The organism is Peribacillus sedimenti (assembly GCF_046237635.1).
Lineage (GTDB): Bacteria > Bacillota > Bacilli > Bacillales > DSM-1321 > Peribacillus > Peribacillus sedimenti.
The window spans coordinates 1,411,656-1,434,841 of sequence record NZ_CP143547.1; the positions used below are offsets into that span (position 1 = coordinate 1,411,656).

Sequence of the window (23,186 nt, forward strand, 5' to 3'; positions counted from 1 at the left end):
AGTACGCTGCAGGTTCTGTAAGTAGTTGTAACACCTAATAATCCATGCGGCGCTTATAAGAAATCTTATACGCCTCATGCCGAAACTGAAGGATGGGATCTTCGGTGCATTCAATCCCTTCTGGCATGATGGTCGGGTCAAATAGGGTTTGGTCTGCAGAGCTGTCCAGCGCATCGGTTATCGTTAAATGGCCTATGGTCAGCTTCTGCCTGGAATAAGGCCACAAAATAGTTGGGTCATCAACTGGGTCGTCCTCTTGCCCGATTTGAATGTTCAGCTTAAAGCCAATTGGTTCATTAATGACTCGTTTAGCCAGCTCCTCATCCAGATAATTTGGCAGCAATAAAGCCGACTCCTTTTTTGTGAACATGCTTATGCCTGCATCTGGTTCCCATTGATATTTAATTGCCTGGCGATGCCCTTCCTTATTAATGAAGTAAAAAGCATGTATGGAATAATACTGGGCCATTGCATAGCTGGCAGGCAACCGGGTTTCTCTTATCACCTTAAGGAAGGACCTTGTTTCCGGGTATTTTCTGATTATGTTTATTGCTGACCTAATACGTGGCAGCCCAGTCCTGACGGATGCAAGGAATTGCATGATTTCCCCGAAAGCTTCAGGCGTGCGGGCGAAAAATACAGGAATGGTCGTACAAACCAGACTTGTCACTTTATCATTTGGAAGCGAAAATTGAACTGCCATACCCTTTGGCGGAGTCAGGCCATCGCTGTGATTTGGGTTGGAAGAGACGTTCGAAAAACGTACGATGACAGGCACTTTCTCCATTTGCAGATGGGGTGCTGATGTAAAGGGTGCTGCATTTCCATTCGGAGTAAAAACTCCGGCGTAGCATCTGCCCCTGGCATGTGCACGCCTATACGATGGAAACCTGCCAGCAAACTTTTCTATGTCATCTAGCATTCGCACAGCAAGTCCTGTATTTGCTCCTATAGAATCCACTTCTTTCCCCCCTTTATCCATTACAATTAATTCTTAACTATCTTTTGTCTACCCTCTTTTTAGTTTTATATACTTTGAAATGTGGATAACAAGATTCTTTCTTTGAAACATTCGATGACGCATTACCCCAGGCTTCAAATGGGGTAAATGAAATGGAATGGTACGGATTGTTCTATATTCCTGGGTCCCAATCAAATTTAAATTTCGACGCATAAAAACTGGAGTTCGATCATAAGTTTGGAATCTCGCTCATAAAAATGGAGTTCGAACATAAATTTGGAATTTCGCTCATAAAAACTGGAGTTCGATCATAAATTTGGAATCTCGCTCATAAAACTGGAGTTCGGTCATAAATTTGAAATCTCGCTCATAAAAACTTGGAGCTCGATCATAAAGCCGACGATATAGATGATAAGGCCACTTTGTCTTATATCTGCTTGCCTGTTGTTATCACTTGGCAGAGGTGTGAGAAGAAATTAGGAAAGATTTGAAAGATTTAATATAGGAAATGTAGATTTTTTTCTATCAAGCCGCTAGCTTCCTTATTTTAATAAAAATGGACAAGGCCAATAACATATGAACAATAAAGTTTCCTGACAGCACGTTATGTACGTAATCTTTAAAATTAGAAATCGCTTTTTAGCAGTGAAATAAAAGGTTTTATCTGTTCAGCACTGAATCTCTTACACTTGGAAACACGCCCAATCAATTCTTCCCTGATATCGCTATATTTCTTTAAAACAATGGGAATGTTACATCTCCATTATGTCTTGAGGGCTCTTTACTTCTACATATAAACATTGTAAAATTCTATATAAAGAACAAATTGTTCTCTTTTTTTGTTGCGGAAACCGGGATTTTAATTAAAGGGGACAAACAGATAAAAAACACATCAGGAAGGGAAGTCCCTTCAAGCGTTGCAATAAAAGAGTATGCACTAACTATATTAATAGGAGTGGTGGCAATGAAAAAGACGACCCGCAAAATCATGGATCAATTTCCGTACATGGAGCAAATGATCAACGAGTTCGGACAGTCAAATGAATTGACATCCTTGTCGGATACTGAAAAAACCTTTTTAAAGCTTGCACAGTTCTTCGAGCGTCCGGAGGAAAAAACATTCGATCTGCAGGATATGTATGGAAACCTTGATAATGACTGGCTGGAGCTCGCTTTAAAATTAATCGTTGAATTTTTCCGGGAGGATACTTCTCTAATTGATACTTCTTCGTTCATGTTTATGCGCCAGGGAGAGGACTATCTAAATGAACAGCAGTTCGTCCAATACCTAGTAAAGCAAGGCTTAAAGCGACATCAAGCTGCTACCTTTACTAAAAATGCAAAGGTGCCTGCAGCCGATTTACAAATGAACGGCATACCTTATTGGAAGAAGGAAACTGTACTGCGTTATTGCGACCAAGAGCTGCTGAGGGTCAATCTATAGCAGCTGCTTAATACCCTTGAAAAGCCGATGACACAATTCCTAAGCAAATATGTCTCCCGGTTTTCTCGGAGGGGCGACATACTAGCAATTACACGGCCTAAAATAACGAAAAATGCATAAGCGAACAATGTCCTGTCTGACTCGGCTCGGCATAACAAAAGAGCAGCCCATTGGCTGCTCTTTGTCATGCTACATTAAGAATATGGCTTAATGAGGATACTCCATCTATTTGATGTTTCTTTCGATAACCTTTGGTTCAATCCATATTTTCTTCGTGGAGCCGTCCTTGTATTTGATTGTACGCCAATGGCCTTTGCGAGTATATGTATTGGAAGGCTCGGCTTTTTTCTGTTTTGCTGTACTTTGCTGTACGGCTTCCTTTAAAACAACTGTATCAGTTACGTAATATGTTGTTCTGGATTTTCTCACAACGCTCTTGTGTTTCTTCCGATGCTTAACCTTTGTGAGCTGATTCTTAAGTATATCTATATTGCTGCTATCTTGAAATCTAGTAACAAATGACAACATAGGATGGAAAATATCCAATAATTCGGTGAGATAGGCTGTTGCCTGTCCTTTATTTATGTCTTTCGGGTAAATTAGCTGAATCTTTTGCTGCGCCCCGTCGTCTGGATTATTTTCCAGCTTGTATTGGGCAATTAATTCTTCGGCAGTAGTGCCTATCTTGACATTATATACTTCATAGAACTGGTGTGTCCCGTGCGACAGGTCAAAGCATAAACGTGTGTTATACGAAATTTGGCCTTCTTGCTGAAAAAGAAGGGAGCCCTTACTGATTACATAGGGCTGGGCCAGCAGCTTCTGCTTATTTTCTCTGAACCAATCAGAAATTTCCTTCATATTTACTTTTTCACTTATAGATACGACATCCCGCTCTGTCGCATAGCTTTGTAACTTACCTTTGATACTCATTAAACTTTACCATTCCTATCATTATTCTAATAAAAAGTTTTTCTTTCCATATGCTATTTAGCTATGAATAAACTTATAATTAATATAATAACAAGTTATATTGAAATAACAAAGGGGTTAGTTTCATTAAAACGGCTGAGTGGGTGTTTTTTGCGTGTGCCTTGAGAGAATCTAAAAATAGTAAGTGAGAGCAAAGAGCGAAGACACGGTATATCAGGTGAGGTAAAGGAATGAATTGAAGTGTAAGAAGACAATAGAACTCAATACAAAAAATACATGACTATACATATATTACTATTTTAAAATTTAAACGGAACGCTATCTTGCTATGAAAATGGATCGATTTGCAATAAATGTGTTTTCAATTGTCATATAAGGATCATCGGCTAACTTCGTCCCGTGTGGAAGGTCAGCTAGTCCCGTCAAATCCTGTGACCACGCTGATTTACCTCACGTCCTGTAAGGCTTGACAACGCCCAACATCCGTGTGAGTCACAGAAACAGCCCGGCTTGTAGCCAGGCTGCCATTGTTTACCTTATACATCGTTTAGTATTACTCTAAACCTTTTTCCACTTCTTTAATCATTTCAGTAAGGGAAACTAGCCCGCCACCAGAAAGATACCAATAGTTAGGATCTAAATAGACAATCTTTTCGTTTTTATAAGCGTTCGTCTTCTTTACCAGTGCATTTTCCATGACTTTCTTTGCATTCTCACCTTCACCAACCGCTGCATCTCTATCAATCACATACATCATGTCAGGGTTACGCTCGGCAATGTACTCAAAGGAAATATTCTGGCCATGGATTGGGTCGGCGTCCAGGTTCTCTTCTACTGGCTTTATTCCAAATACATCATGGATCAGACCGAAGCGCGAAGCAGGTCCATAAGCAGTCACCTTGCCGCCTGATGTAAGTGTAATAAGGGCTTTTTCATTTTTGCCGGATGTCTTTTCTTTCAAGCCGTTTATCGAATCATCAATCTTGGCGAGTTCTTCTTTGGCCTGTGTTTCTTTTCCAAAAATATTCCCCAATGTCGTTACATTTTCCTTAAAAGACTCTATGTATCTCTTATTATCGATACCCATGAAAAGAGTTGGTGCTATTTCGCTAAATTTATCGTAGGAGTCTTGCTGCCTGCCTGAAATGATGATTAAATCAGGTTTTAGCTCATTAATTTTTTCGAAATCCGGTTCCATTAACCCGCCGACACTTTCAGCTGTTTTGTATTTTTCAAGATACTTTGGTAGATTTTGCACTGGTACGCCTGTTACCTTTACACCAAGCGTATCCAGTGTATCCAGGGAACCAAAGTCGAACACAACTACTTTTTCTGGATTTTTCTTTACTTTTGTCTCACCCAGCTGATGTTTCACAGTGATTTCTTGTGATTCCTTATTGCTTGAAGAAGAGGAGGATTTTTGAGAAGCCTCCTGTTGTCCACATGCTGAGAGAATAACCAAAATAGCAATAAAGAGGAAAGCTAACTTTCTTTTCATATGTAACACCCCGTTAAGAATTTTTAGTTTCAAATATATGAAACTGAATATCATTATCAATCAAAATGAAAAAATAAACACCTGCATGATGAAAATGATATTCATTATCATTTAGGTATATTGTAAAAAGGTAATCTGCAGATGTCAACAAATTTTTTAAAAATTATTTATATTTACTTGTTTACTCATGGATATGTGTTAAGCCTTCATAAGGATGCAGGAAGAGCCCCAAGTTGGTTGAGGGAGCAGTCAAAAAGGCGTTCATAAGGGGGGATGAAGGACCAAATCGGTCGGGGGTAGCAGTCAAAAAGGCGTTCACAAAGGGATGAAGGCCCAAGCCGGTCGGGGGAGCAGTCAAAAGGGTGTTCACAAAGGGATGAAAGCCCAAGCCGGTCGGGGGAACAGGCAAAAAGGGTGTTCATAAGTCATATGAAGGCCCGAGCCGGTCGGGGGAGCAGTCAAAAGGGTGTTCATAAGTCAGATGAAAGCCCAAGCCGGTCGGGGGAGCAGTCAAAAAGGGTGTTCATAATTCAGATGAAGGCCGAAGCCGGTCGGGGGAGCAGTCAAAAAGGGTGTTCATAAGTAAGATGAAGGCCCGAGCCGGTCGGGGGAGCAGTCAAAAGGGTGTTCATAAGTCAGATGAAGGCCCGAGCCGGTCGGGGGAGCAGTCAAAAGGGCGTTCATAAGTCAGATGAAGGCCGAAGCCGGTCGGGGGAGCAGTCAAAAGGGCGTTCATAAATCAGATGAAGGCCCGAGCCGGTCGGGGGAGCAGTCAAAAAGGGTGTTCATAAGTCAGATGAAGGCCCAAACTGGTCGGGGGTGCTGGAAAAAAGACCTTCATAAATCTGATGAAGCGCCAAACTGGTTGATGGATTTTGCAAAAAAGGTTTTTTTAAGGGGAGGAAGGTCTTATTCAGGTAAGGTAGTCCGGTAAGAGGTCTTGATTTATGTGAAAAGGGAAAACCAGGCAGGAGTTGAAGAAATAGTTAAGTGCTTATCAATGCTTTATGACTTGGAAAATATACACTCTATTATTTTTTGAAAGTAGCGGTACAGAGCCTCACAGCAGGTAAGGAATGTAAAGGAGAATGAAGCATATGTAGAATTTTTAATGGAGGAAATGATGTGAAATGAGTCTTCGAGGTATTCTCACTGGTTGACACTCAGTATCATTGGCATTAGCTTTTGTACTTCGTCTGTTGATTTTATAGCTGATCGACCTGGCATTCTAGCTGTCACCTTAGACGGCATTGCACTGTTTTAACTTGGATACCTTGCAATAACAGTAGAAAAAAAGATAAGAGAGCAGAGAAACGAAAAATAGCTTATTGTTACTGCATTTTTTTCTTTTGCAAGTAGCTCCGGGTAATTATGATTTTGGCAAAGTAACTTGACTAGTTGTCGGCCCATCCTGCTACATTGGCATAATGTCGATTTTTATTTACAAGGTAATGGAAGGGGATGGTCCTCAGGGTGAAGAATTGGTTCATGTAGGACTCGATAAGGCAGGAGGGAATGTATGGCTGAAAACCAGGAAACAAGGATTAAATGGACCGTTGATGGCAGAAATCTTGTTTTGGAGAGGGTGTTTGTTGCGCCAAGGGAACTTGTTTTTAGAGCATTTTCGAATCCTGAACTTTTGCAGGCCTGGTGGGGACCAAAGGGGTGGCAAACGGAGATTCACAAATTTGAGTTCAAGCCTGACGGCATATGGTTCTACACCATGACATGCATGGATAAGAAACAGGGTGATTTTTACGGCCAGGAATCCAGGGGGAAAGCGGTGTACCATAAGATTACTCCGCCTGAAACCATCATTTACACAGATACGTTTGCAGATGAAGAAGGCAATAGTGTCGATGGTATGCCGGGAATGCTGATCACGATGAATTTCATTGAGCAGGAAGGAAAAACGAACGTTATTTCAAATTCTCAATTTGCTTCAGTCGAGCAGCTGCAGCAGGTTATCGAAATGGGCGTCATAGAAAGATATTCCTCGCAAATGGATCGGCTGGAAATACTGCTAAAAGAGCTTCAATAGATTTGGGGAATAGTCACTTAATTTATTTGGGGAGGATATGCATCGCGGGCAATGAGCCCACAGATACTGCCTATAAGGTTTATTCTATATAAAAACCATCTGCTTTTGCATACTGCTAAGGGCCTGAAGGATTGACGCTGGGGATATTCCAGCCTGATGAAAAATGAAGGATGCGGCCGGCAGGAATCCTGTTGGCTTTTTTCATGAGCCGATTATGAAATGAATAAAATTTTTGGAGGAGGAATGGTTATTGAGAAGTCCTATCTTGAATCAAATCGGAACCGTATTTATTCCGGTAAGCCATATAGAAAAAGCGCGGGATTGGTATTGTGATATGTTAGGGCTGCAGGGGGAAGGGGACATACAGTTTGGCCATATTTATGTCATTCCCATGAATGGTACAAACATTGTTTTAGACAGCAAAATCTATTCGGAAGACAATGTTTTTAAAGCTCCCGCCTTTCATTTCAATACAGAAAATATTGAGGCAGCCTACGAGCATATGATGGAAAAGAAGGTAAATATCATATCAGGAATTCAACATAATCACTATTTTAATTTTACTGACCCAGATGGAAACCATCTTATGGTATGCAAGTGTTGATGAGAAAAATTGATACAAGGCTTAATACATATTTTCATATTTGGAGGAGCTATCATGGAATGTAAAAGGGTAAGAAAACATTTTAGAATGGCAGGAATAAGAAATAGCGGTGCTTTTACAAGTTTTGCAAGTGAAGTGCCAGCTGCAGCACAGCAATTCATGAAGCGGTCAGATGAAATACAAGGCGGCATGAGTGTCGAAGCTGCCCTTTATGAACCTAAAAGGGACGAAAAGCACCTCGAAGGCGAATACATAGTAGGCTTACTGGTTAAAGAACCATTAGATGACATCCCTGCTGGAATGGAATATATCGAATTGAAACAGGATTATATTATGACTAGAGGCAAAATGAATGAGATTGCCAGCCTGCATAACGATTTAGTAAAATGGGGCGAGGAACAGGGCTATCAAAGAAACCTGAATTCGTATATAGCAGAGACCTATCACCCTGCTGAAAAGGGCGGGGAAGAGGTAGAAATTTACCTGCCTATTCTTTCGGAATAATAGACAGGAATTTGGATTGCCTGACCTCTGAAACGAGCTGCAAACAAGCAGCCATTTGATAATGACAGCAAGAGTTTAGACTGCGAGAAGAATTATCTAAAGAAGACAGACGGAAACAAAAAAGCTGATGATTGCAGAAATCAACATTACAATACGGACCACTCGTATTTTCCACTAAACGGATCTGTACCAAAAATGTTGTTATGCAATTAAAAACAGGGACCCATTTAGAGGTCCCTCAAAATTTTGTTCAACTGTGAACCGCTGTTAGCAACTAATTTTTGACTATAGCGTAAAGGCTCTTTCCAGTGTCCTTAAATCGGTAGACTTTTTTCTCCAGAGATTAAAAAAATTCATTTTAGGCGGCATGCTTCTACCTGATTAGCCTGGTGAGGATGGCATCGCCGTTTGAGCCTACTTTAAGCTCCGCGAATTTCCTGCCTTCGTATTCGCTCCCTTTTCCTTCCGGTATGAAGAAGTTCTCTATCCCGTAGGTTACACTGTTGTATGCATCATACCTGCCGTCAATGATGACGTCGCCTTCTTGCTTCTCGTAAGGATCCATCCATTTTCCGTCATGCGCGAAGTTGCCCCCGTACTGGTAGATGCCATTGCCATTTTCTCGGAGCAGCACAGAGACCACATCGCCGTCCGGGATTTCTTGACTGTACTCACCGTTTTCCGACAGTTCCGGTATCGTGCTGAAGCTGTACCGGAGTATCACATAGTCCCCCTGCAACATGCTCCTTGGGTCAACAGGTACGAGAGAAACGGTGATTTCCTTCCCGTTTTTCAGGATGCTCTCGCTTTTGAAAACCTGCACGGAAAGGAAGGCCATCTGAAGAAGGACAACTCCGATCAGCAGCGATGCCTTCCGGGACACGAATGACAGCTTTCTTTCCTGACCTTTGTCTGATGCTCTGTCCAGATAAGTAGCAATCGTGAGAAACAGAATTCCGATTATGGTAAACGTAACGCTTTTGTGAATGAGTGACCAGAGCATGTCATAATATTTGTACCCTATATACAAGGTCAGAAAAATACCCGACCCCCAGCGTTCGAAATGGTCATCCTTTTGGTTGGCACGGTAAAGTGCGGCCAGTGCGATGACAATAAACGCAGCATTGTATAAGTAGTAGAAAATCTGGTGCGAGCTGTCAACGAAGCTTAGCGAGAACGCGAGTGCCAGGGCTACTATATACGAACTCCTTTTTAGGAGTATATTCTTTGTGAACAGGTAGCAGATGATGTTCAGGACGGCGAAAATGATGAGCGCTTCTTCCACGGCATCAGTAACTTTTACAAATTCGGTTAACAGCAGTAAGTTCAGTAAAATGTACATAAATACACGAATGATGGTGGATGATACCGTCAAATACACATACAGACTAACGGCAGCAAGAATCAAGACGTGCCACCATTCACCTGATACGATAGCGGTTCCGCCGCTGATCATAAACCCAATCACAAGGAGCGTGTATTTCACGGTATATATACGTTCCTTAACGAAGAGAGCAATGATGATGTACACCATCCCGAACATGTAAATTCCATTTTCCAAAAGGCCGGTTGCAAGGAACACAACACCAAGCGTCGAACTCATTCCGATCAGGCTTGCTACGATGGTGATTGTGACTGTTACAATCTTTTTAATGAATGGGATGAATTTGTTGTCCGGGCTTTCGTACTTGGAAATCCAGCGGACGAAAAACACGCTTCCCGCAAGGAGTGCGACGGTAATCGCGAAGCCGAGCAGGTAGAATAGCTCCGGCATGTAGGTGAAGCTGAAATCAATAAACTCCGCAAATAAAAAAGCTGCCCCAATCAGGCACGTGAATACAAGCAGGACTTTCTCTTCCTTCTTCTTGAAGTAAACAAAACCAGCCGCTAAGAACCCCAGGTAGAGTAAAAACGACAGGATTTTGAATCCTGGAAAGAACTCCAGGAACGTGGCGGTGAATAGAAATCCTTGTGCTGCAAGGAACGACAGGTATTCAAGAAGCTTAGATGCGACCCAGTGTTTCTGTGTCACAAGGAACACGAGAAGGTTTAGGATAGCAAACCCAAGGAACAGCAATGCCATTTCACCTTCTGTCCGGTAAATGGTGTGGCTTGATGGGTTGAGATAAAACCAGATGGAAAGGTTCAGCAAAATTAAGCTCATCACATAAAAGGGCTGATATCCGGTAATAAGGCTAAAGAGAAATACAGGGATCAGCCATATAATGAAAAGCATGTAGCTGTCAGCGTGTGAGTTATAGACCTGGCCAAGGAGTGCGATAGAAATTCCGAACGAGGTGGCTCCCGAGAGGAAGGTCCAGTGAGACAAAAACACATGGCGGCTTATGCTTTTTGAGACGATGAAACTTGTTAGATAGAACAGCAGCATAAGGCCGACAGAGAGAAGAATTTTTTCTGAACGCTCCATTCCCTGCCAGTTGGAGGCAAAGAAGTAGAGGATGCCAGATAATAGGAAGACAAGACCGATGAGGTAGCTCGTCTTGGTGGATACGTTGTTCATAATATCACCTCTTAAGGTTACTTTAGCAAATATTCTGAAAAAAACAAGAAAACATTGAAAGTCCTTACATCGCTTTGTGACTGGGTTTCCTTCGTGCTTGCGGTTACCCGATACTGTTAATCACTACTTTTTTGGACTATACCTTGTCTTCGGTCTTAGGTGAAAGGGACCGTCTGGCTTCGTGATTACCTACATGGTCTCCATTCACGAAACGACGATGATACTAATTCCGATTTGGTGCGGGCGGTTACCGAATTACTATAAAATATGCAGAGATTTTTCAAAAAATAAATGACAACTGATGGGATTTTTTTAAAATCAATGCAGCATTCAATTTTCACATTAGTGACAAATCACCATGCTATCTTTTTGATCTTATTGTGGTAATCTGGAAATATGAAAGGATGCTAGAGGTGTTGAAGGTGAAAACAGTATTAGTGATCGGCGGCGGAGTAACTGGGCTTGCCGCTTTATATGAACTGAATAGATGGAAAAAAGAAAACCATTCAGATGTCAGGCTTGTCCTGGCTGAGGCCTCCGCCCGTCTGGGAGGGAAAATCAATACCGTCAAGGCAGGCGGTTTTGTCATGGAGGCAGGGGCCGATTCAATCGTCGCCCGTAAAGCCAATGCCATGGATTTCATCCAGGAGCTGGGACTGGAAGAAGAAGTGGTATATAATGCTGCCGGCAGGTCATTCATTTACAGCGAGGGAGAACTGAAGCTCATTCCGGCAGATTCTGTATTTGGGATCCCGGCAAGCGTTGAATCACTGGCCAAAAGCAATCTTGTATCGGCAGAGGGCAAGGTGGAGGCGCTGAAGGATTTTTACACCAGGAACGAGGGCTTTACAAAGGAAGATTCCATCGGTAAATTTCTGGAGCATTTTTTCGGGAAAGAATTGGTCCAAAAACAAATTGCACCGGTTCTGTCAGGAGTCTATTCCGGGGATTTGAATGATCTGACGATAGCGTCTACCCTTCCGCAGGTATTCGATTATAAAGAAAGCTATGGCAGTATAATCAAAGGATTTGAAGAAAACAAGAAGAAGTGGCAAAGCGGCAGCGGCAAGAAATTTATCTCGTTCAAGGGTGGCCTCAGTGCACTGGTCGAAGCCTATCGACAAAAACTTGATCAGACTGAAATATTGCTAAATAAAAAGGCAGATAAAATTGATAAAGCGAATGGATGTTATCGCATTACTTTTTCTAATGGAGAAACCATGGAAGCAGACCATGTCGTCCTGGGCATTCCGCATCCTGCAGCTGAAAAATTATTTGCAGACCAGGCGTTGGAAAAGGAATTTGGGGGTCTGAAAAACAGCTCGCTCATCTCCATTTATGTAGGCTTCGATGTGCCGGACAGCATGCTGCCAGAAGATGGAACGGGATTTATCACCGCGAATACAGAAGAATTAGGCTGTAACGCGTGTACATGGACAAGCCGGAAATGGGAGCACACTTCTGAAAGCGGCAATCTGCTTGTCAGGTTATTTTATAAAAGCAGCCATCCGGGCTTCTCGTCGCTAAAAGAAATGAATCAGGAAGAATTGCTGAAGATGGCTTTAAGGGATATAGAAAAAGGCCTTGGCATTACGGCTCAGCCCGCTGCAAGCGAGGTAACCAGCTGGACAGACAGTATGCCTAATTATTTGATCACCCATCCGCAAACAGTAGCTGCACTTGAACGCAAGCTGAACGAGAATTATCCTGGGATATGGATTGGGGGCAGCTCCTATTATGGAGTAGGCATACCGGATTGCATTGAAAATGGGGCGAATATCGGCAAGGGAATTATTGAGAATTTATAAGAAGAAATCTCCTCCATGTGATGGGGGATTTTTTTTGCCTTATCATTAGTACACTTTTTCATCGATAATTGAGGCAGAGAAGGTATCTTCATAATTGTGATAAAGATTGGAAATCAGTGATCAAGGTGGAGAAGGTACCTTGATAAGTGTGGAGGGCAGACATCACTAATGAAGCAGCACACGGAGTTAAAAAGGTTCTGAGAAACAAAGTGGAGTAAGAAAGTTGGGACACATAACAGACTGGATTGGTTGTGTTTTGCCATAATGTATAGACTATATCTTATTTAACCGCAAACATGAATTATTAATTACGCTAGTCATATGATTTGCTTTCAAGATGAAACAGGCATAATATAGGCCTATCGCAAATTCTCGATATTCTATTTTGTTCTCGAATCAGTTTGTCCACCGTTATTCTAAATAGCATGTGAAAGGACGATTGCACTATGAATCAGGAATTGAATCCACTTAATGACGAACAGGCGGTTGAAATTTTCAAGGCGTTATCCAATCAAACCAGAGTAAGCATTCTTCAAATGTTAAAAGACCCTGAGCCTCATTTTTCCCCGGAAGCCCATGTCATTAAAGATGAAGGATTTGAAAAGGGGGTTTGTGTAAGTGATATTCGCAGCAAAATAGGGATGTCACAGTCGACCACTTCCCAATATTTATCGATTCTGCAGCAAAGTGGGCTATTGGAAATGAAACGGATTGGACAATGGACATATTATCGCCGCAATGAAGAAACAATCAAACTGTTTGAAAAATATATCGGCTCAAAAATATAAGACTTTTATTAAGGAGGATTATCATGATTAATCTAAATCACCGTGCCTATAACAGCTTGTATAAAAAAGACAAAATGACGCTCGGATTTGTTCTCCCGACTGCTAGAATGTCCAAATATCCGATAATGGAAAATCAGCTGGAGCTTGCCGTAAAAATTGAGCAATTTGGGTTTGCCTCGCTATGGCTCCGTGACATTACGATGCAGAACCTGAATATCGATGATAACGGCCAAATGTATGATTTATGGATCTATCTGACATATCTTGCAGCACACACAAAGAAAATTGCTTTGGTAACCGGAAGCGTAGTCCTGCCTCTGCGCCACCCAGTGCGAGTAGCGAAGGAGGCAGCATCGATTGACAAGTTGTTTCCTGAACGGCTGATTATGGGCGTAGGATCCGGTGACAGGGAAAAGGACTTTATCGCTTTGGGAATATCTAAACAAGAAAGCGGCCCCTTATTTAAAGAACATTATGAAGTTCTGGATCGCCTGTTAAAGGAGGATCATCCGATGATAGACAATCCTTCAGGAGTTGTAGATGGCACAGATATGAGACTGATTCCAAAGCCTGTCTCTTCCATTCCGACCATGGTTACTGGTTTTAGCAATCAGTCGCTGGGATGGATTGCCGAGCATGGGGATGGATGGATTCAATATCCGAGAAGCATAGAACAGCAGGCAAGGCTGATACATGATTACCGAGCCCTATCTGACACCCTCGCTCCGGAAGTGTTCAAACCGTTCTCTCAGAGCTTATTCATCGACTTATCGGAAAATCCCGATGCATTACCTGTGCCTATCCCACTTGGTTTCTCTGTTGGACGCAACCATTTAGTGGACTTGCTTTACCAATTCCAGTCTATCGGCATCAATCATTTGGCCTTTGTGCTTTATTTTTCAAGCCGCCCTCCAGAGGAAGTAATCCAGGAACTTGGAGAATTTGTATTGCCTCACTTTTCTACACATGAAGGTACGCTGCAATCTTCATAAATAAAAAATGAAAGGCCGGTTGACTAATGACAAATAATATAAAACTTTCTGTGCTCGATCCTTCGCCAATCATAGAAGGCGGATCAGCCGAACTTTCCCTTCAAAATACACTTGATTTGGCTAAGAAAGCTGAAGAGTGGGGCTATAACCGTTTTTGGCTTGCTGAACATCATAATTGGGTAGGGATGGCCAGCTCCGCATCGCCTATCGTGATTGGCAGGGTCGCTTCAGTGACAGAGAAAATACGTGTCAGCTCAGGTGCGCTGCTGCTGTCCCATTACTCACCACTCTCGGTGGCTGAGCAATTCGGGACGCTGGAAGCCTTCTTTCCTGGACGAATCGATCTCGGCTTAGGGCGTGCGCCTGGCACGGATCAATATACCGCAAATGTATTGCGGCAGCGAGTGGCTGGTGAACCGGAATTCGACCAGCGACTGCAGGAGCTTCTTGCTTATTTATACGGTTCAGGAACAACCACGAGAGATGGTTCGCACGGCTTTCATGCAATCCCTGGAGAAAAGACAAACGTGCCAATCTGGCTGTTAGGTTCCGGACTATATAGTGCACAACTGGCTGGAATGCTAGGGTTACCGTTTTCTTTCGCTGGACATTTTGCCCCAGGCAACATGATGAAGGCATTGGAAGTCTATCGCAACCATTTCCGTCCGTCGCAATTCCTGGAAAAACCTTATGTTCTTTTAGCGGTTCAGGTGGTGGCAGCTGGTACTCATGAGGAGGCACAGAGGCTTGCAACCTCCATGTATCAAAAATTTCTCTTATTAACACGGGGGCAGCCTTCACCGATTTTAGCTCCGGTTGATGATATGGATGAGCTTTGGAATGACATTGAACGCACGTCAGTGGAAGAGCAGCTGTTCACTTCCATCATTGGGAATCCTGAAGGGGTGAGACAACAGTTACACAAGTTGGCAGAAGACACTGGTGCTGATGAAATCATGGCGCATACGGAAATTTTTGATCACAAGGCCCGATTGCATTCTTATGAAATTCTGGCAGAAGCAGCAAACATACTATGATTAATATTTAATGAATGTCAGCGCTTTTGCAAATAGTAGGGTTATCTCGCCGAAAATATAACTGCTATTGCAACTATTAATATAAAAAAATAAGAAAGAAGTTGAAAATATGTCCCAAAATGAACATACAAAAAAGCTGAGTGATATTCCTTTTTCGGTACTGGACCTCTCTCCTATTACAGTTGGCAGTAATCCCTCTGAGTCCTTTCGCCGTACTCTGGAGCTGGCACAGCTTGCAGAAAAATTAGGATATAACCGTTATTGGCTGGCTGAACATCATAATATGCCATTTATCGCCAGCTCCGCGACTTCTGTGGTGATCGGCCATGTTGCAGCAGGTACATCAAAAATCAGGGTTGGTTCAGGCGGAATCATGCTGCCGAATCATGCACCCCTAGTCATCGCTGAACAGTTTGGGACTTTGGAATCTTTATATCCCGGCCGCATTGACCTTGGACTTGGGCGTGCCCCAGGAACTGACCAGCGTACAGCCTACGCATTGAGACGTGATCTTGGAAGTACAGGAGATGATTTTCCTGAAGAATTAGCTGAGCTTCGTGCGTATTTTGACCCATCTTTGGCAGAAGGCCCTAGACATGTTAAAGCTGTACCAGGTGAGGGACTGAATGTTCCCATCTGGCTGTTGGGGTCAAGCGGATTCAGTGCTCAACTGGCAGGCGAGCTTGGTTTGCCATTCGCATTTGCGAGCCATTTCTCTCCACGCAGTACACTGCCAGCCATTGACCTGTATCGCCGTTCTTTTAAGCCGTCTAAAGTTTTGGACAAGCCGCATGCGATGGTTGCCTTAAACATCATTGCAGCAGACACGGACGAAGAAGCACAGCGTCTTGCCACGACGCTTCAGCAGCAGTTTTTGAATCTGATGCGTGGAAACGAGGTACCTCTGCAGCCGCCAGTCGATAATATCCTTGATATAGCGGGCGATTATGAAATAGCTGCACTTCAGAATCAATTGGGTACATCTATTGTCGGCAGTCCCGAAACGGTAAAAGGAAAGCTGGAGAAGTTTTTACATGAAAGCCATGCCGATGAAATCATGGCAATTGCACAGGTCTTTGATCATAATGACCGCCTTCATTCTTTTGAAATTTTGGCGGATATTGTCCAGGGGAAATAAGGCTGGTGTGACCAGCCTGCTTTCCACTCATTATGGTTTTAGTTACACAGTGATGGATGTATATCAATAGGCATTTTACTAATCCTATTGAAAGGTGCTCGAAAGCAGTGCATCAATGCAAGGCTTTTTACAAAAAATCCATGGCTAACTGATAAAGAAAACGCGCCTTAAACATGGCGCTTTGCAAAAGGAGCGAGTTATATTGAATTCAAAATATGAATCTGCATTCAAACCATTTACATTCCGTTCCGGCGTTGAAATAAAGAACAGAATATTGATGGCCCCCATGACTAACACTGCAGCACATGAAAATGGGGAAGTATCCGACGAAGAAATTGCCTACTATCAAGAACGTGCTGGCGGTGTAGGCGCCGTAATTACCGCGTGTACGTACGTCACCCGGAACGGAAAAGGATTTCCCGGTGAATTTGGAGCAGATTCCGATTCATTGATTCCGAGTCTGAAAAGGGTAGCTGCAGCCATCCAAGAAAAGGGCTCGAAGGCTATTTTACAAATTTTTCACGGTGGAAGAATGTGCCCGCCAGAGGAGTTGCTGGATCGCCAGCCCATTGGCCCAAGTGCCGTAGCAGCGGAACGGGACGATGCGGTGGTTCCGCGTGAAATGGAGCCGGATGAAATAGAAGAAATTATTACAGCATTTGGGGAAGCGACCCGCAGAGCCATAGAAGCAGGGTATGACGGAGTGGAAATCCATGGAGCCAATACGTATTTATTACAGCAATTCTTTTCTCCGCATTCCAATCGAAGAACAGACAAATGGGGAGGCACGCTTGAAAAACGGATGGCATTCCCGCTTGCTGTGGTAGATACTGTTAAGAAAACTGTTAAAGAACATACTTCAAAACCTTTCATTATAGGCTACCGTTTATCGCCTGAAGAAAGAGAGAATCCAGGGATCACTATGGAAGATACCTTGCAATTAGTAGACACGCTGGCTAATCAGGAACTCGATTATCTTCACATTTCAGTAGGCGGCTTTTTTAACGGTTCAATTCGTGATGAAAACGACAAAAAGTCACGTGTGGTCATGATCCATGAACGTGTTGGAGACCGTATACCGGTAATAGGAGTGGGTATGCTGCGGACACCCGATGAAGTAATGGATGCATTCGGAACGGAAGTACCTTTAATCGCGTTAGGGCGGGAATTAATAGTAGAGCCGCATTGGATACAAAAAGTACAAGCAGGTGAAGAAGAAAAAATTCGCACTACCTTATCTAAACAGGATCAAACAGAGCTGGCGATTTCAGATCGTATGTGGGAATACTACACAAGCATACCGGGCTGGCTTCCTATTGTCGAGAACAACAAATAACAAAGAAATCTGCCAACAACATATTTAGCAGGACATCCCCTTCAAGTTGCTAGAATACCAATGATGAATTGGTTGATATCATTACTTGGAGGGGATTTTTATTGTGGATTTAAGCATATCATATCATGCCGAATGCATGGAGAGATATGCGGATATGGAATATAATGTAATAAAAAGGGGTGTGCTTATGCTAGGGCTTGTTGTTTTCATAGCTGGTCTTGTTTTGTTGGCTCAATTGATTGACCGGAGGAATAATAAAATCAATAACAACCTTACTAAATCCATCCACCCAAATGCAAAAGCAGGTGAAAGCACGAATTATACGATGGGAGACAATAAATACTCGAGCGGGGGCGAATGAGCCTTTCCTTGTCGTTTAAGAAATTTGGTATGATAGCTATTGCATTAGGCATCATATTGATTTGGCCTGGTTCTATGTCACTGGATGCCTTTTTAATATTAAATTTTTATAGTTATAATTTATGGGATAGAGAACAGTTCAAGTTCTCTATCCTTTTTTACGCTGTTCTTTCTCTGACAGATAATTCGAATATTGAAAGATTTTTTTCTTGCAAGATATCAAGGAAATAAAGGATAGCAATTCACATGAGATGACTGGTTGAAGGCTTTTTCGTAAGTTACTACTATAGAAATAATTTTGTTATTTAAACGTGTAAATAAACAATTAGGTGTTCAGTATGAATAATAGAATTTGTAACAAGAAAGTCTGTAGGTTCTGCAATGGATTTTGATATGGGTTTGTTCAAGTCTCTTTTGTCCGTCTTATTTAGAATATTCGGTAAAGTGTGTTTCTTAATTACGCTCAATATGATATTTTTGATGAAGTAAAATTTTTTAATGCTTATGATGTCTGATAAATGCTTCATGATTAAATTAATACAAAGGGATGATGAGAATGTTAACAAGCGTCGATGCTTCGGAAATAAATTCGGTGATTAGCAAATGGTTTGAGTCTTTTCCTGTTCACGCTGAATTTTTCATTGACGAAGATCATAAAGCATTCCATCCAAAGTGCCCAGTCATAAATAAAATGAAGAAGACAGGAATGGATTTTTTGGTGCGAGGCAATGTGCAGCCTGTCGCGTGTGACGGCTGTTCTGTGTCTGTATGCCCTGCTGCAAATTCAGTGCTCAAACCTGTTACTAAGAATAATAGGGTAGTAGGAATACTGCAGCTCACTCCATTTGATAACAAGGATGGATGGCTGAGCCAGAACCTAAGCGTTATCGAACTGCAAATGGAGCTTTGCTGCGAGTGGATTGGCAATAAAATGGAGATCGCAGATTTGAGAAAGGAAAACAGCCTCGTACTGGAAGAAATGGTTGGGTTGTTTTCCTTTATCCAGGAGCCAATCCTGCTGGTAGGGCATGATGGTACAATTCATAGTATCAGCAATCAAGTAAGCTTAGACTTTGACATAGACAGGACAACTATTTCAGGTGAACACATAGAGGAACTCATTTCCCCCGCCGATTGGCTGAAAATAAAGACTGTCAAAACCCAGCAGGAGCTAAAAATCAAAATTTCATCTGTCAAACATGCCCACGCTATTGCTAAAGTCAAGCCGCTGCTGGTAAATAAAGACCTTGTTTCATTCATTATCCAGTTGAAGCCCGCCAAAGATGTAAAAAAAGGTGCCATGGAGCAAAGAATGCTATACACCTTCGATGATGTCAAAGGGATTAGCGAACATATCCTGACCGTTATAGATATGGCTAAAAGAGTAGCTCCCAGCAATTCTTCCATCTTACTTAGAGGGGAAAGCGGGACGGGGAAAGAAGTATTCGCCCAATCGATCCATCATGATAGTAATCGCAGCAAGGGACCATTTGTCGCATTAAATTGTGCCGCCATTCCAGAGTCTTTGTTAGAAAGCGAACTTTTCGGGCATGTAAAAGGAGCATTTACGGGGTCAAACGCAGACAAGCCGGGCAGATTCGAGCTCGCAAATGGAGGAACGATTTTTCTGGATGAGATTGGAGATCTCTCCCTCTCTCTGCAGGCAAAGCTGCTCAGGGTGGTGCAGGAAAGGAAGATTGAGAGAGTCGGAGATACGAAAAGTACGCCTGTAGATGTCCGAATCATAACGGCTACCCATCGCAATCTTGAGGAACTTGTAGCAAGGGGAGAATTCCGGGAGGATCTTTATTACCGGCTGAATGTCATCCCGATTACGATTCCGCCATTAAGAGAGAGAAAAGAGGATATCCCGCTGCTTGTAGAGTATTTTTTGAAAAAATTCTCCGGCGAGCTATTTTCTTCTCCGAAAAGTCTTTCCACCCAGGTATATGACATACTTCTTCATTATCATTGGCCGGGCAATATAAGAGAATTACAGAATGTAGTCTATCATTTTGTGCAATTGCAGATTGGTAATCTGGTCACGGTGGAGAGTTTGCCAGGCTATTTGAGAGATTTATATATGAGTGAATCCGGTTTGAAAAAGGAAAATAACTTTGCTGTGACACCCAATACGATTATACATACGACGGAAAAAGACATGATTATAGAGCTATTGGACCTGTATGGCAGGGACACTCAAGGCAAGAAGAAGGTTGCAAAACATTTGAAGATCAGTCTGCCGACTCTGTACAGAAGGATCAGCAAATTACAAATTAAGTGATAATCTATATTTTAAACAAATGATAAAACTGAGAAAAGTTGAGAAAAAATGAGAAAACAAGAGAATAGATATGATAAACAATAAATGTTAGTGTTTTCATGGCTTTCTCATTATCTTAATTTTCTTATAATTTATAAAAATATAGAGTCGAGTTCTTCCCGTCATAAAAGGTTTGACGGGAATCTCTATTTTGGCACGCTTCTTGCATTATGTATTAGGAAGGGGAAACAATCATGGCTTGGCATATTAAAAAGCAGGATATACCTTTGTTGGCAATTGGAGCAAAAATTTTATCATGTGGCGGGGGTGGTGATACAAGGACTGTCCAAACTTTATTAATGTCAATCATGGACAATAACGATTCGATCACTGTTAAAACCATTTCAGATCTTGAGGAGGAATGGATTGCTCCGGTGGGAATTATGGGTTCGACAATTTTATATGGAGAAAATATCCCTACAGGACAGGAAGGTATTGAAGCTCTTAAAGTGTATGAATCAGTCAGCGGTAAAAATGCAGAAGCGCTGATTGCACTTGAGATTGGCGGAGTGAACGCACTTACTCCATTGGTGACTGCGTTCATGGCCGGCCTGCCAGTTGTCGATGGAGATGCCATGGGAAGAGCCTTTCCGGAGTTAACTATGACGACCTTTTACCATGCTGATATTCCCCTCACACCTTTCGTGATGCAAACCCATCAGGAAAACATGTACATACAAGGTAATCACGATATACATGAGACCGTGGAGATGGCAAAAGAATTCATGTTTAGAAACGGTGGATTTGCGCATTTGTTATGCTTGTGTGCCGACGCAAAAACAATAAAGACTTCTATGATTCCTGGTTCATTGAAGCTTTGTTATCGATTAGGCGCCGTTATTACTGGTGAGCAGCAAAACAGAAAGAAAATTGCTCAAATGAAGAATGTTTTTGAGAATTCGGTTTATGGAAGGCCTTTACAGATAATCGCTGGTGAGGTTTCAAAAGTAACCCGTTGGTTTGAAGATGGTTCACTGATTGGTAAGCTGCATGTTGATGGGCGGGGCCCCTATTCATCCAGAAGCATTGAATTGGAATTCAGGAATGAATTCATTGCGATTAAAGAAGATGGTTATATTTGTACGACCCCTGATTTGATCTTGGTTTTGGACGAAGACAGCCTCCATCCGTATAATGTGTCAGAAATTCAGTCGGAACATTCAGTGATTGTTTTTGCGGTCCCGGCTCCGAGTATTCTTCGGACACAAGCCATGCTTGAATATGTTGGTCCCGGCCCTTTTAAATTACCAGACTCCTATCATCCTGTATCAGGGGGAATAGACCATGAAGCTGGGAATTGACGTCGGGGGAACCAATACAGATGCAGTTATTGTCAGGAATAATGGAAAGCTTCTTTCATGGTCCAAGCATTTAACAACTGCGGACATCACTTCCGGAATCGGTGCAGCTGCAAAGGAAGTGCTACAGGACGCAAATATCAGCCCGGAACAAATTGAAGGAGTATTTGTCGGGACCACTCATGTGCTTAATGCGCTTTATCAGCCTGTTAATCTTTCGAAGACGGCATTAATCCGTATTACAAACAGGCCATCGTTGATTAAGCCGGCAGTGGATTGGCCGGAAGATTTAAAAAAATATCTTTCCAGTATCTATCATTTTCAAAGTTCCTACGATTATACAGGCAGAAAAAATGGCCCTTTGATAATGGATTCCCATGACTTTAACAATCTATTATATGGGATTAAAGAAGGTAATATAGAATCTATTTGTATTGTCGGGGCCTACTCGCCTCTATATGATGCTGAGGAGCAAGAAGTGAAAAAACAGATAGAAGCATATTTCCCCGCTATTCCAATCACCATGTCGCATCATATTGGCAGTACTGGTTTTATAGAAAGGGAAAATGCAGCTCTTTTAAATGCCATTCTTTCGAAGGTGATGCGGCAGGCAATGATAGATTTGTCGTCCGTTTTTGAGCGGCTTTCTTTAAATTGTCCCTGCTGGATCACACAGAATGACGGTTCTTTGATGGAAATCCAGGAAGCGATAGATTACCCGGTGTTAACGATTGGCTCCGGGATCACTAACAGTTTCAGGGGAGCCAGTATTTTGAGCGATATTGCCCGCTGCATTGTGGTGGATGTCGGAGGCAGTACGGTTGATATCGGCAAGGTGGTGGACGGGCAGCCTGAAGTATCCGTCAGTTCTACTTCTTTTTTAGATATTGCTGTGAACATGAGGGTGCCTAAATTGTCTTCCCTGCCTTTCGGGGGAGGAAGCCTCATATCGGTAGAACAAGAACTTGTCCATATCAAGGAGACCATCGCAAATGATATTGAACGATACGGTATTTCCTGGGGCGGCAGCACCTGGACATTGACGGATTCCTTCCTTAAGGTTTATCCCGAATCATTCTCGGATGACAAGATTAACTTAAAGGGTTTGGAAAATCTGTCAGAAGCCGACTGCAGAAAAGTGATAAAAAAAGTAATGATGGAAATTAAAACGAAAATAGCCAGGTTTCAGCCTAATAATGAAATGCTTCCAATCGTTTTGGTAGGCGGTGGCAGCCCCTTAATTCTCAATAGACTGTTCGGCAAATACCAGAAGATTATACATCCTGCGGGCTACCTTATTTGCAATGCAGTCGGTGCCTGTTTTGCACCGCTGAGCGCCCAGGTTGATAAAGTATTTTGGCTTAAGGATAAAACAAAGCAGCAAATAATTGATGAACAAACAGAACAGTTGATTCAGCAGCTCATACAAAAGGGTGCAAACCGGGAAAGTATACGGCTTGCATCCATTGAGGAATATCCCTTTGATTATATGAAGGGCGAGGTTTTGAGAATACGTTTGAAGGTTTTGGGAGACTTGGAAATTAGTCCGGCTGCAGCATGCCGCAACAAATAATGAATGTATGAAATCCCAATAAATTAA

18 protein-coding genes are annotated in these 23,186 nt (G+C 42.4%); 14 read left to right on the forward strand and 4 right to left on the reverse strand.

Annotation, left to right across the window (positions count from 1 at the left end):
• Window positions 1-34: 34 nt before the first annotated feature.
• Window positions 35-961, reverse strand: a complete 927-nt coding sequence (locus V1500_RS07015; RefSeq protein ID WP_409304863.1) for a catalase family peroxidase — start codon at window positions 959-961, stop codon at window positions 35-37.
• A 964-nt stretch (window positions 962-1,925) separates the two neighbouring features.
• Here V1500_RS07015 and V1500_RS07020 point away from each other — a divergent pair.
• The gene (locus tag V1500_RS07020) at window positions 1,926-2,405 is read left to right on the forward strand and encodes a hypothetical protein (RefSeq protein ID WP_409304864.1); all 480 of its coding nucleotides are present in this window, start codon (window positions 1,926-1,928) and stop codon (window positions 2,403-2,405) included.
• A gap of 225 nt (window positions 2,406-2,630) precedes the next feature.
• Here the strand turns inward: V1500_RS07020 and V1500_RS07025 are convergent, their stop codons facing one another.
• Together V1500_RS07025 and V1500_RS07030 are read right to left on the reverse strand one after the other, a co-directional pair.
• A complete protein-coding gene (locus V1500_RS07025) occupies window positions 2,631-3,338 on the reverse strand; it encodes a hypothetical protein (protein WP_409304865.1) in 708 nt (235 codons plus the stop codon).
• Between the two features lie 553 nt (window positions 3,339-3,891).
• A complete protein-coding gene (locus V1500_RS07030; RefSeq protein WP_409304866.1) occupies window positions 3,892-4,836 on the reverse strand; it encodes a siderophore ABC transporter substrate-binding protein in 945 nt (314 codons plus the stop codon).
• Window positions 4,837-6,355: 1,519 nt separating this feature from the next.
• On the opposite strand from V1500_RS07030, the gene V1500_RS07035 reads away from it, so the two are divergent.
• From V1500_RS07035 to V1500_RS07045, 3 genes are all read left to right on the forward strand, one after another.
• Window positions 6,356-6,877 carry an SRPBCC domain-containing protein gene (locus tag V1500_RS07035; protein ID WP_409304867.1) on the forward strand — a complete coding sequence of 174 codons (522 nt, stop codon included), beginning with the start codon at window positions 6,356-6,358 and terminating at the stop codon, window positions 6,875-6,877.
• A gap of 250 nt (window positions 6,878-7,127) precedes the next feature.
• The gene (locus V1500_RS07040) at window positions 7,128-7,481 is read left to right on the forward strand and encodes a VOC family protein (RefSeq protein WP_409304868.1); all 354 of its coding nucleotides are present in this window, start codon (window positions 7,128-7,130) and stop codon (window positions 7,479-7,481) included.
• A gap of 54 nt (window positions 7,482-7,535) precedes the next feature.
• Window positions 7,536-7,985: a GyrI-like domain-containing protein gene (locus V1500_RS07045; RefSeq protein ID WP_409304869.1), complete on the forward strand. Its 450-nt coding sequence runs from the start codon at window positions 7,536-7,538 to the stop codon at window positions 7,983-7,985.
• A gap of 373 nt (window positions 7,986-8,358) precedes the next feature.
• On the opposite strand, the gene V1500_RS07050 is transcribed toward V1500_RS07045, so the two are convergent.
• Complete coding sequence (locus V1500_RS07050) at window positions 8,359-10,506, reverse strand: GDYXXLXY domain-containing protein (protein WP_409304870.1); 2,148 nt, start codon at window positions 10,504-10,506, stop codon at window positions 8,359-8,361.
• A gap of 422 nt (window positions 10,507-10,928) precedes the next feature.
• Between V1500_RS07050 and hemG the strand changes: the two genes are divergently transcribed.
• The 10 genes from hemG (at window position 10,929) to V1500_RS07100 (ending at window position 23,159) form a co-directional block, all read left to right on the forward strand.
• The gene (gene hemG, locus V1500_RS07055) at window positions 10,929-12,314 is read left to right on the forward strand and encodes a protoporphyrinogen oxidase (RefSeq protein WP_409305939.1); all 1,386 of its coding nucleotides are present in this window, start codon (window positions 10,929-10,931) and stop codon (window positions 12,312-12,314) included.
• 446 nt (window positions 12,315-12,760) lie between these two features.
• Window positions 12,761-13,102: an ArsR/SmtB family transcription factor gene (locus V1500_RS07060; protein WP_409304871.1), complete on the forward strand. Its 342-nt coding sequence runs from the start codon at window positions 12,761-12,763 to the stop codon at window positions 13,100-13,102.
• Between the two features lie 23 nt (window positions 13,103-13,125).
• Window positions 13,126-14,094: a TIGR03571 family LLM class oxidoreductase gene (locus V1500_RS07065; RefSeq protein ID WP_409304872.1), complete on the forward strand. Its 969-nt coding sequence runs from the start codon at window positions 13,126-13,128 to the stop codon at window positions 14,092-14,094.
• A 26-nt stretch (window positions 14,095-14,120) separates the two neighbouring features.
• Entirely contained in the window at window positions 14,121-15,131 is a 1,011-nt protein-coding gene (locus V1500_RS07070; protein WP_409304873.1) for an LLM class flavin-dependent oxidoreductase, read from the forward strand.
• Between the two features lie 109 nt (window positions 15,132-15,240).
• Window positions 15,241-16,269 (forward strand): LLM class flavin-dependent oxidoreductase, encoded by a 1,029-nt coding sequence (locus V1500_RS07075; protein WP_409304874.1) that lies wholly within the window; start codon window positions 15,241-15,243, stop codon window positions 16,267-16,269.
• 202 nt (window positions 16,270-16,471) lie between these two features.
• Window positions 16,472-17,605 carry an NADH-dependent flavin oxidoreductase gene (locus V1500_RS07080; RefSeq protein WP_409304875.1) on the forward strand — a complete coding sequence of 378 codons (1,134 nt, stop codon included), beginning with the start codon at window positions 16,472-16,474 and terminating at the stop codon, window positions 17,603-17,605.
• Between the two features lie 103 nt (window positions 17,606-17,708).
• Window positions 17,709-17,966 (forward strand): hypothetical protein, encoded by a 258-nt coding sequence (locus V1500_RS07085; protein WP_409304876.1) that lies wholly within the window; start codon window positions 17,709-17,711, stop codon window positions 17,964-17,966.
• A 555-nt stretch (window positions 17,967-18,521) separates the two neighbouring features.
• A complete protein-coding gene (locus V1500_RS07090) occupies window positions 18,522-20,249 on the forward strand; it encodes a sigma-54 interaction domain-containing protein (protein WP_409304877.1) in 1,728 nt (575 codons plus the stop codon).
• Window positions 20,250-20,482: 233 nt separating this feature from the next.
• Window positions 20,483-21,589 carry a DUF917 domain-containing protein gene (locus V1500_RS07095; RefSeq protein ID WP_409304878.1) on the forward strand — a complete coding sequence of 369 codons (1,107 nt, stop codon included), beginning with the start codon at window positions 20,483-20,485 and terminating at the stop codon, window positions 21,587-21,589.
• Complete coding sequence (locus V1500_RS07100) at window positions 21,573-23,159, forward strand: hydantoinase/oxoprolinase N-terminal domain-containing protein (protein WP_409304879.1); 1,587 nt, start codon at window positions 21,573-21,575, stop codon at window positions 23,157-23,159. The genes V1500_RS07095 and V1500_RS07100 overlap by 17 nt, the downstream gene beginning before the upstream one ends.
• The last annotated feature ends 27 nt before the right edge of the window (window positions 23,160-23,186 follow it).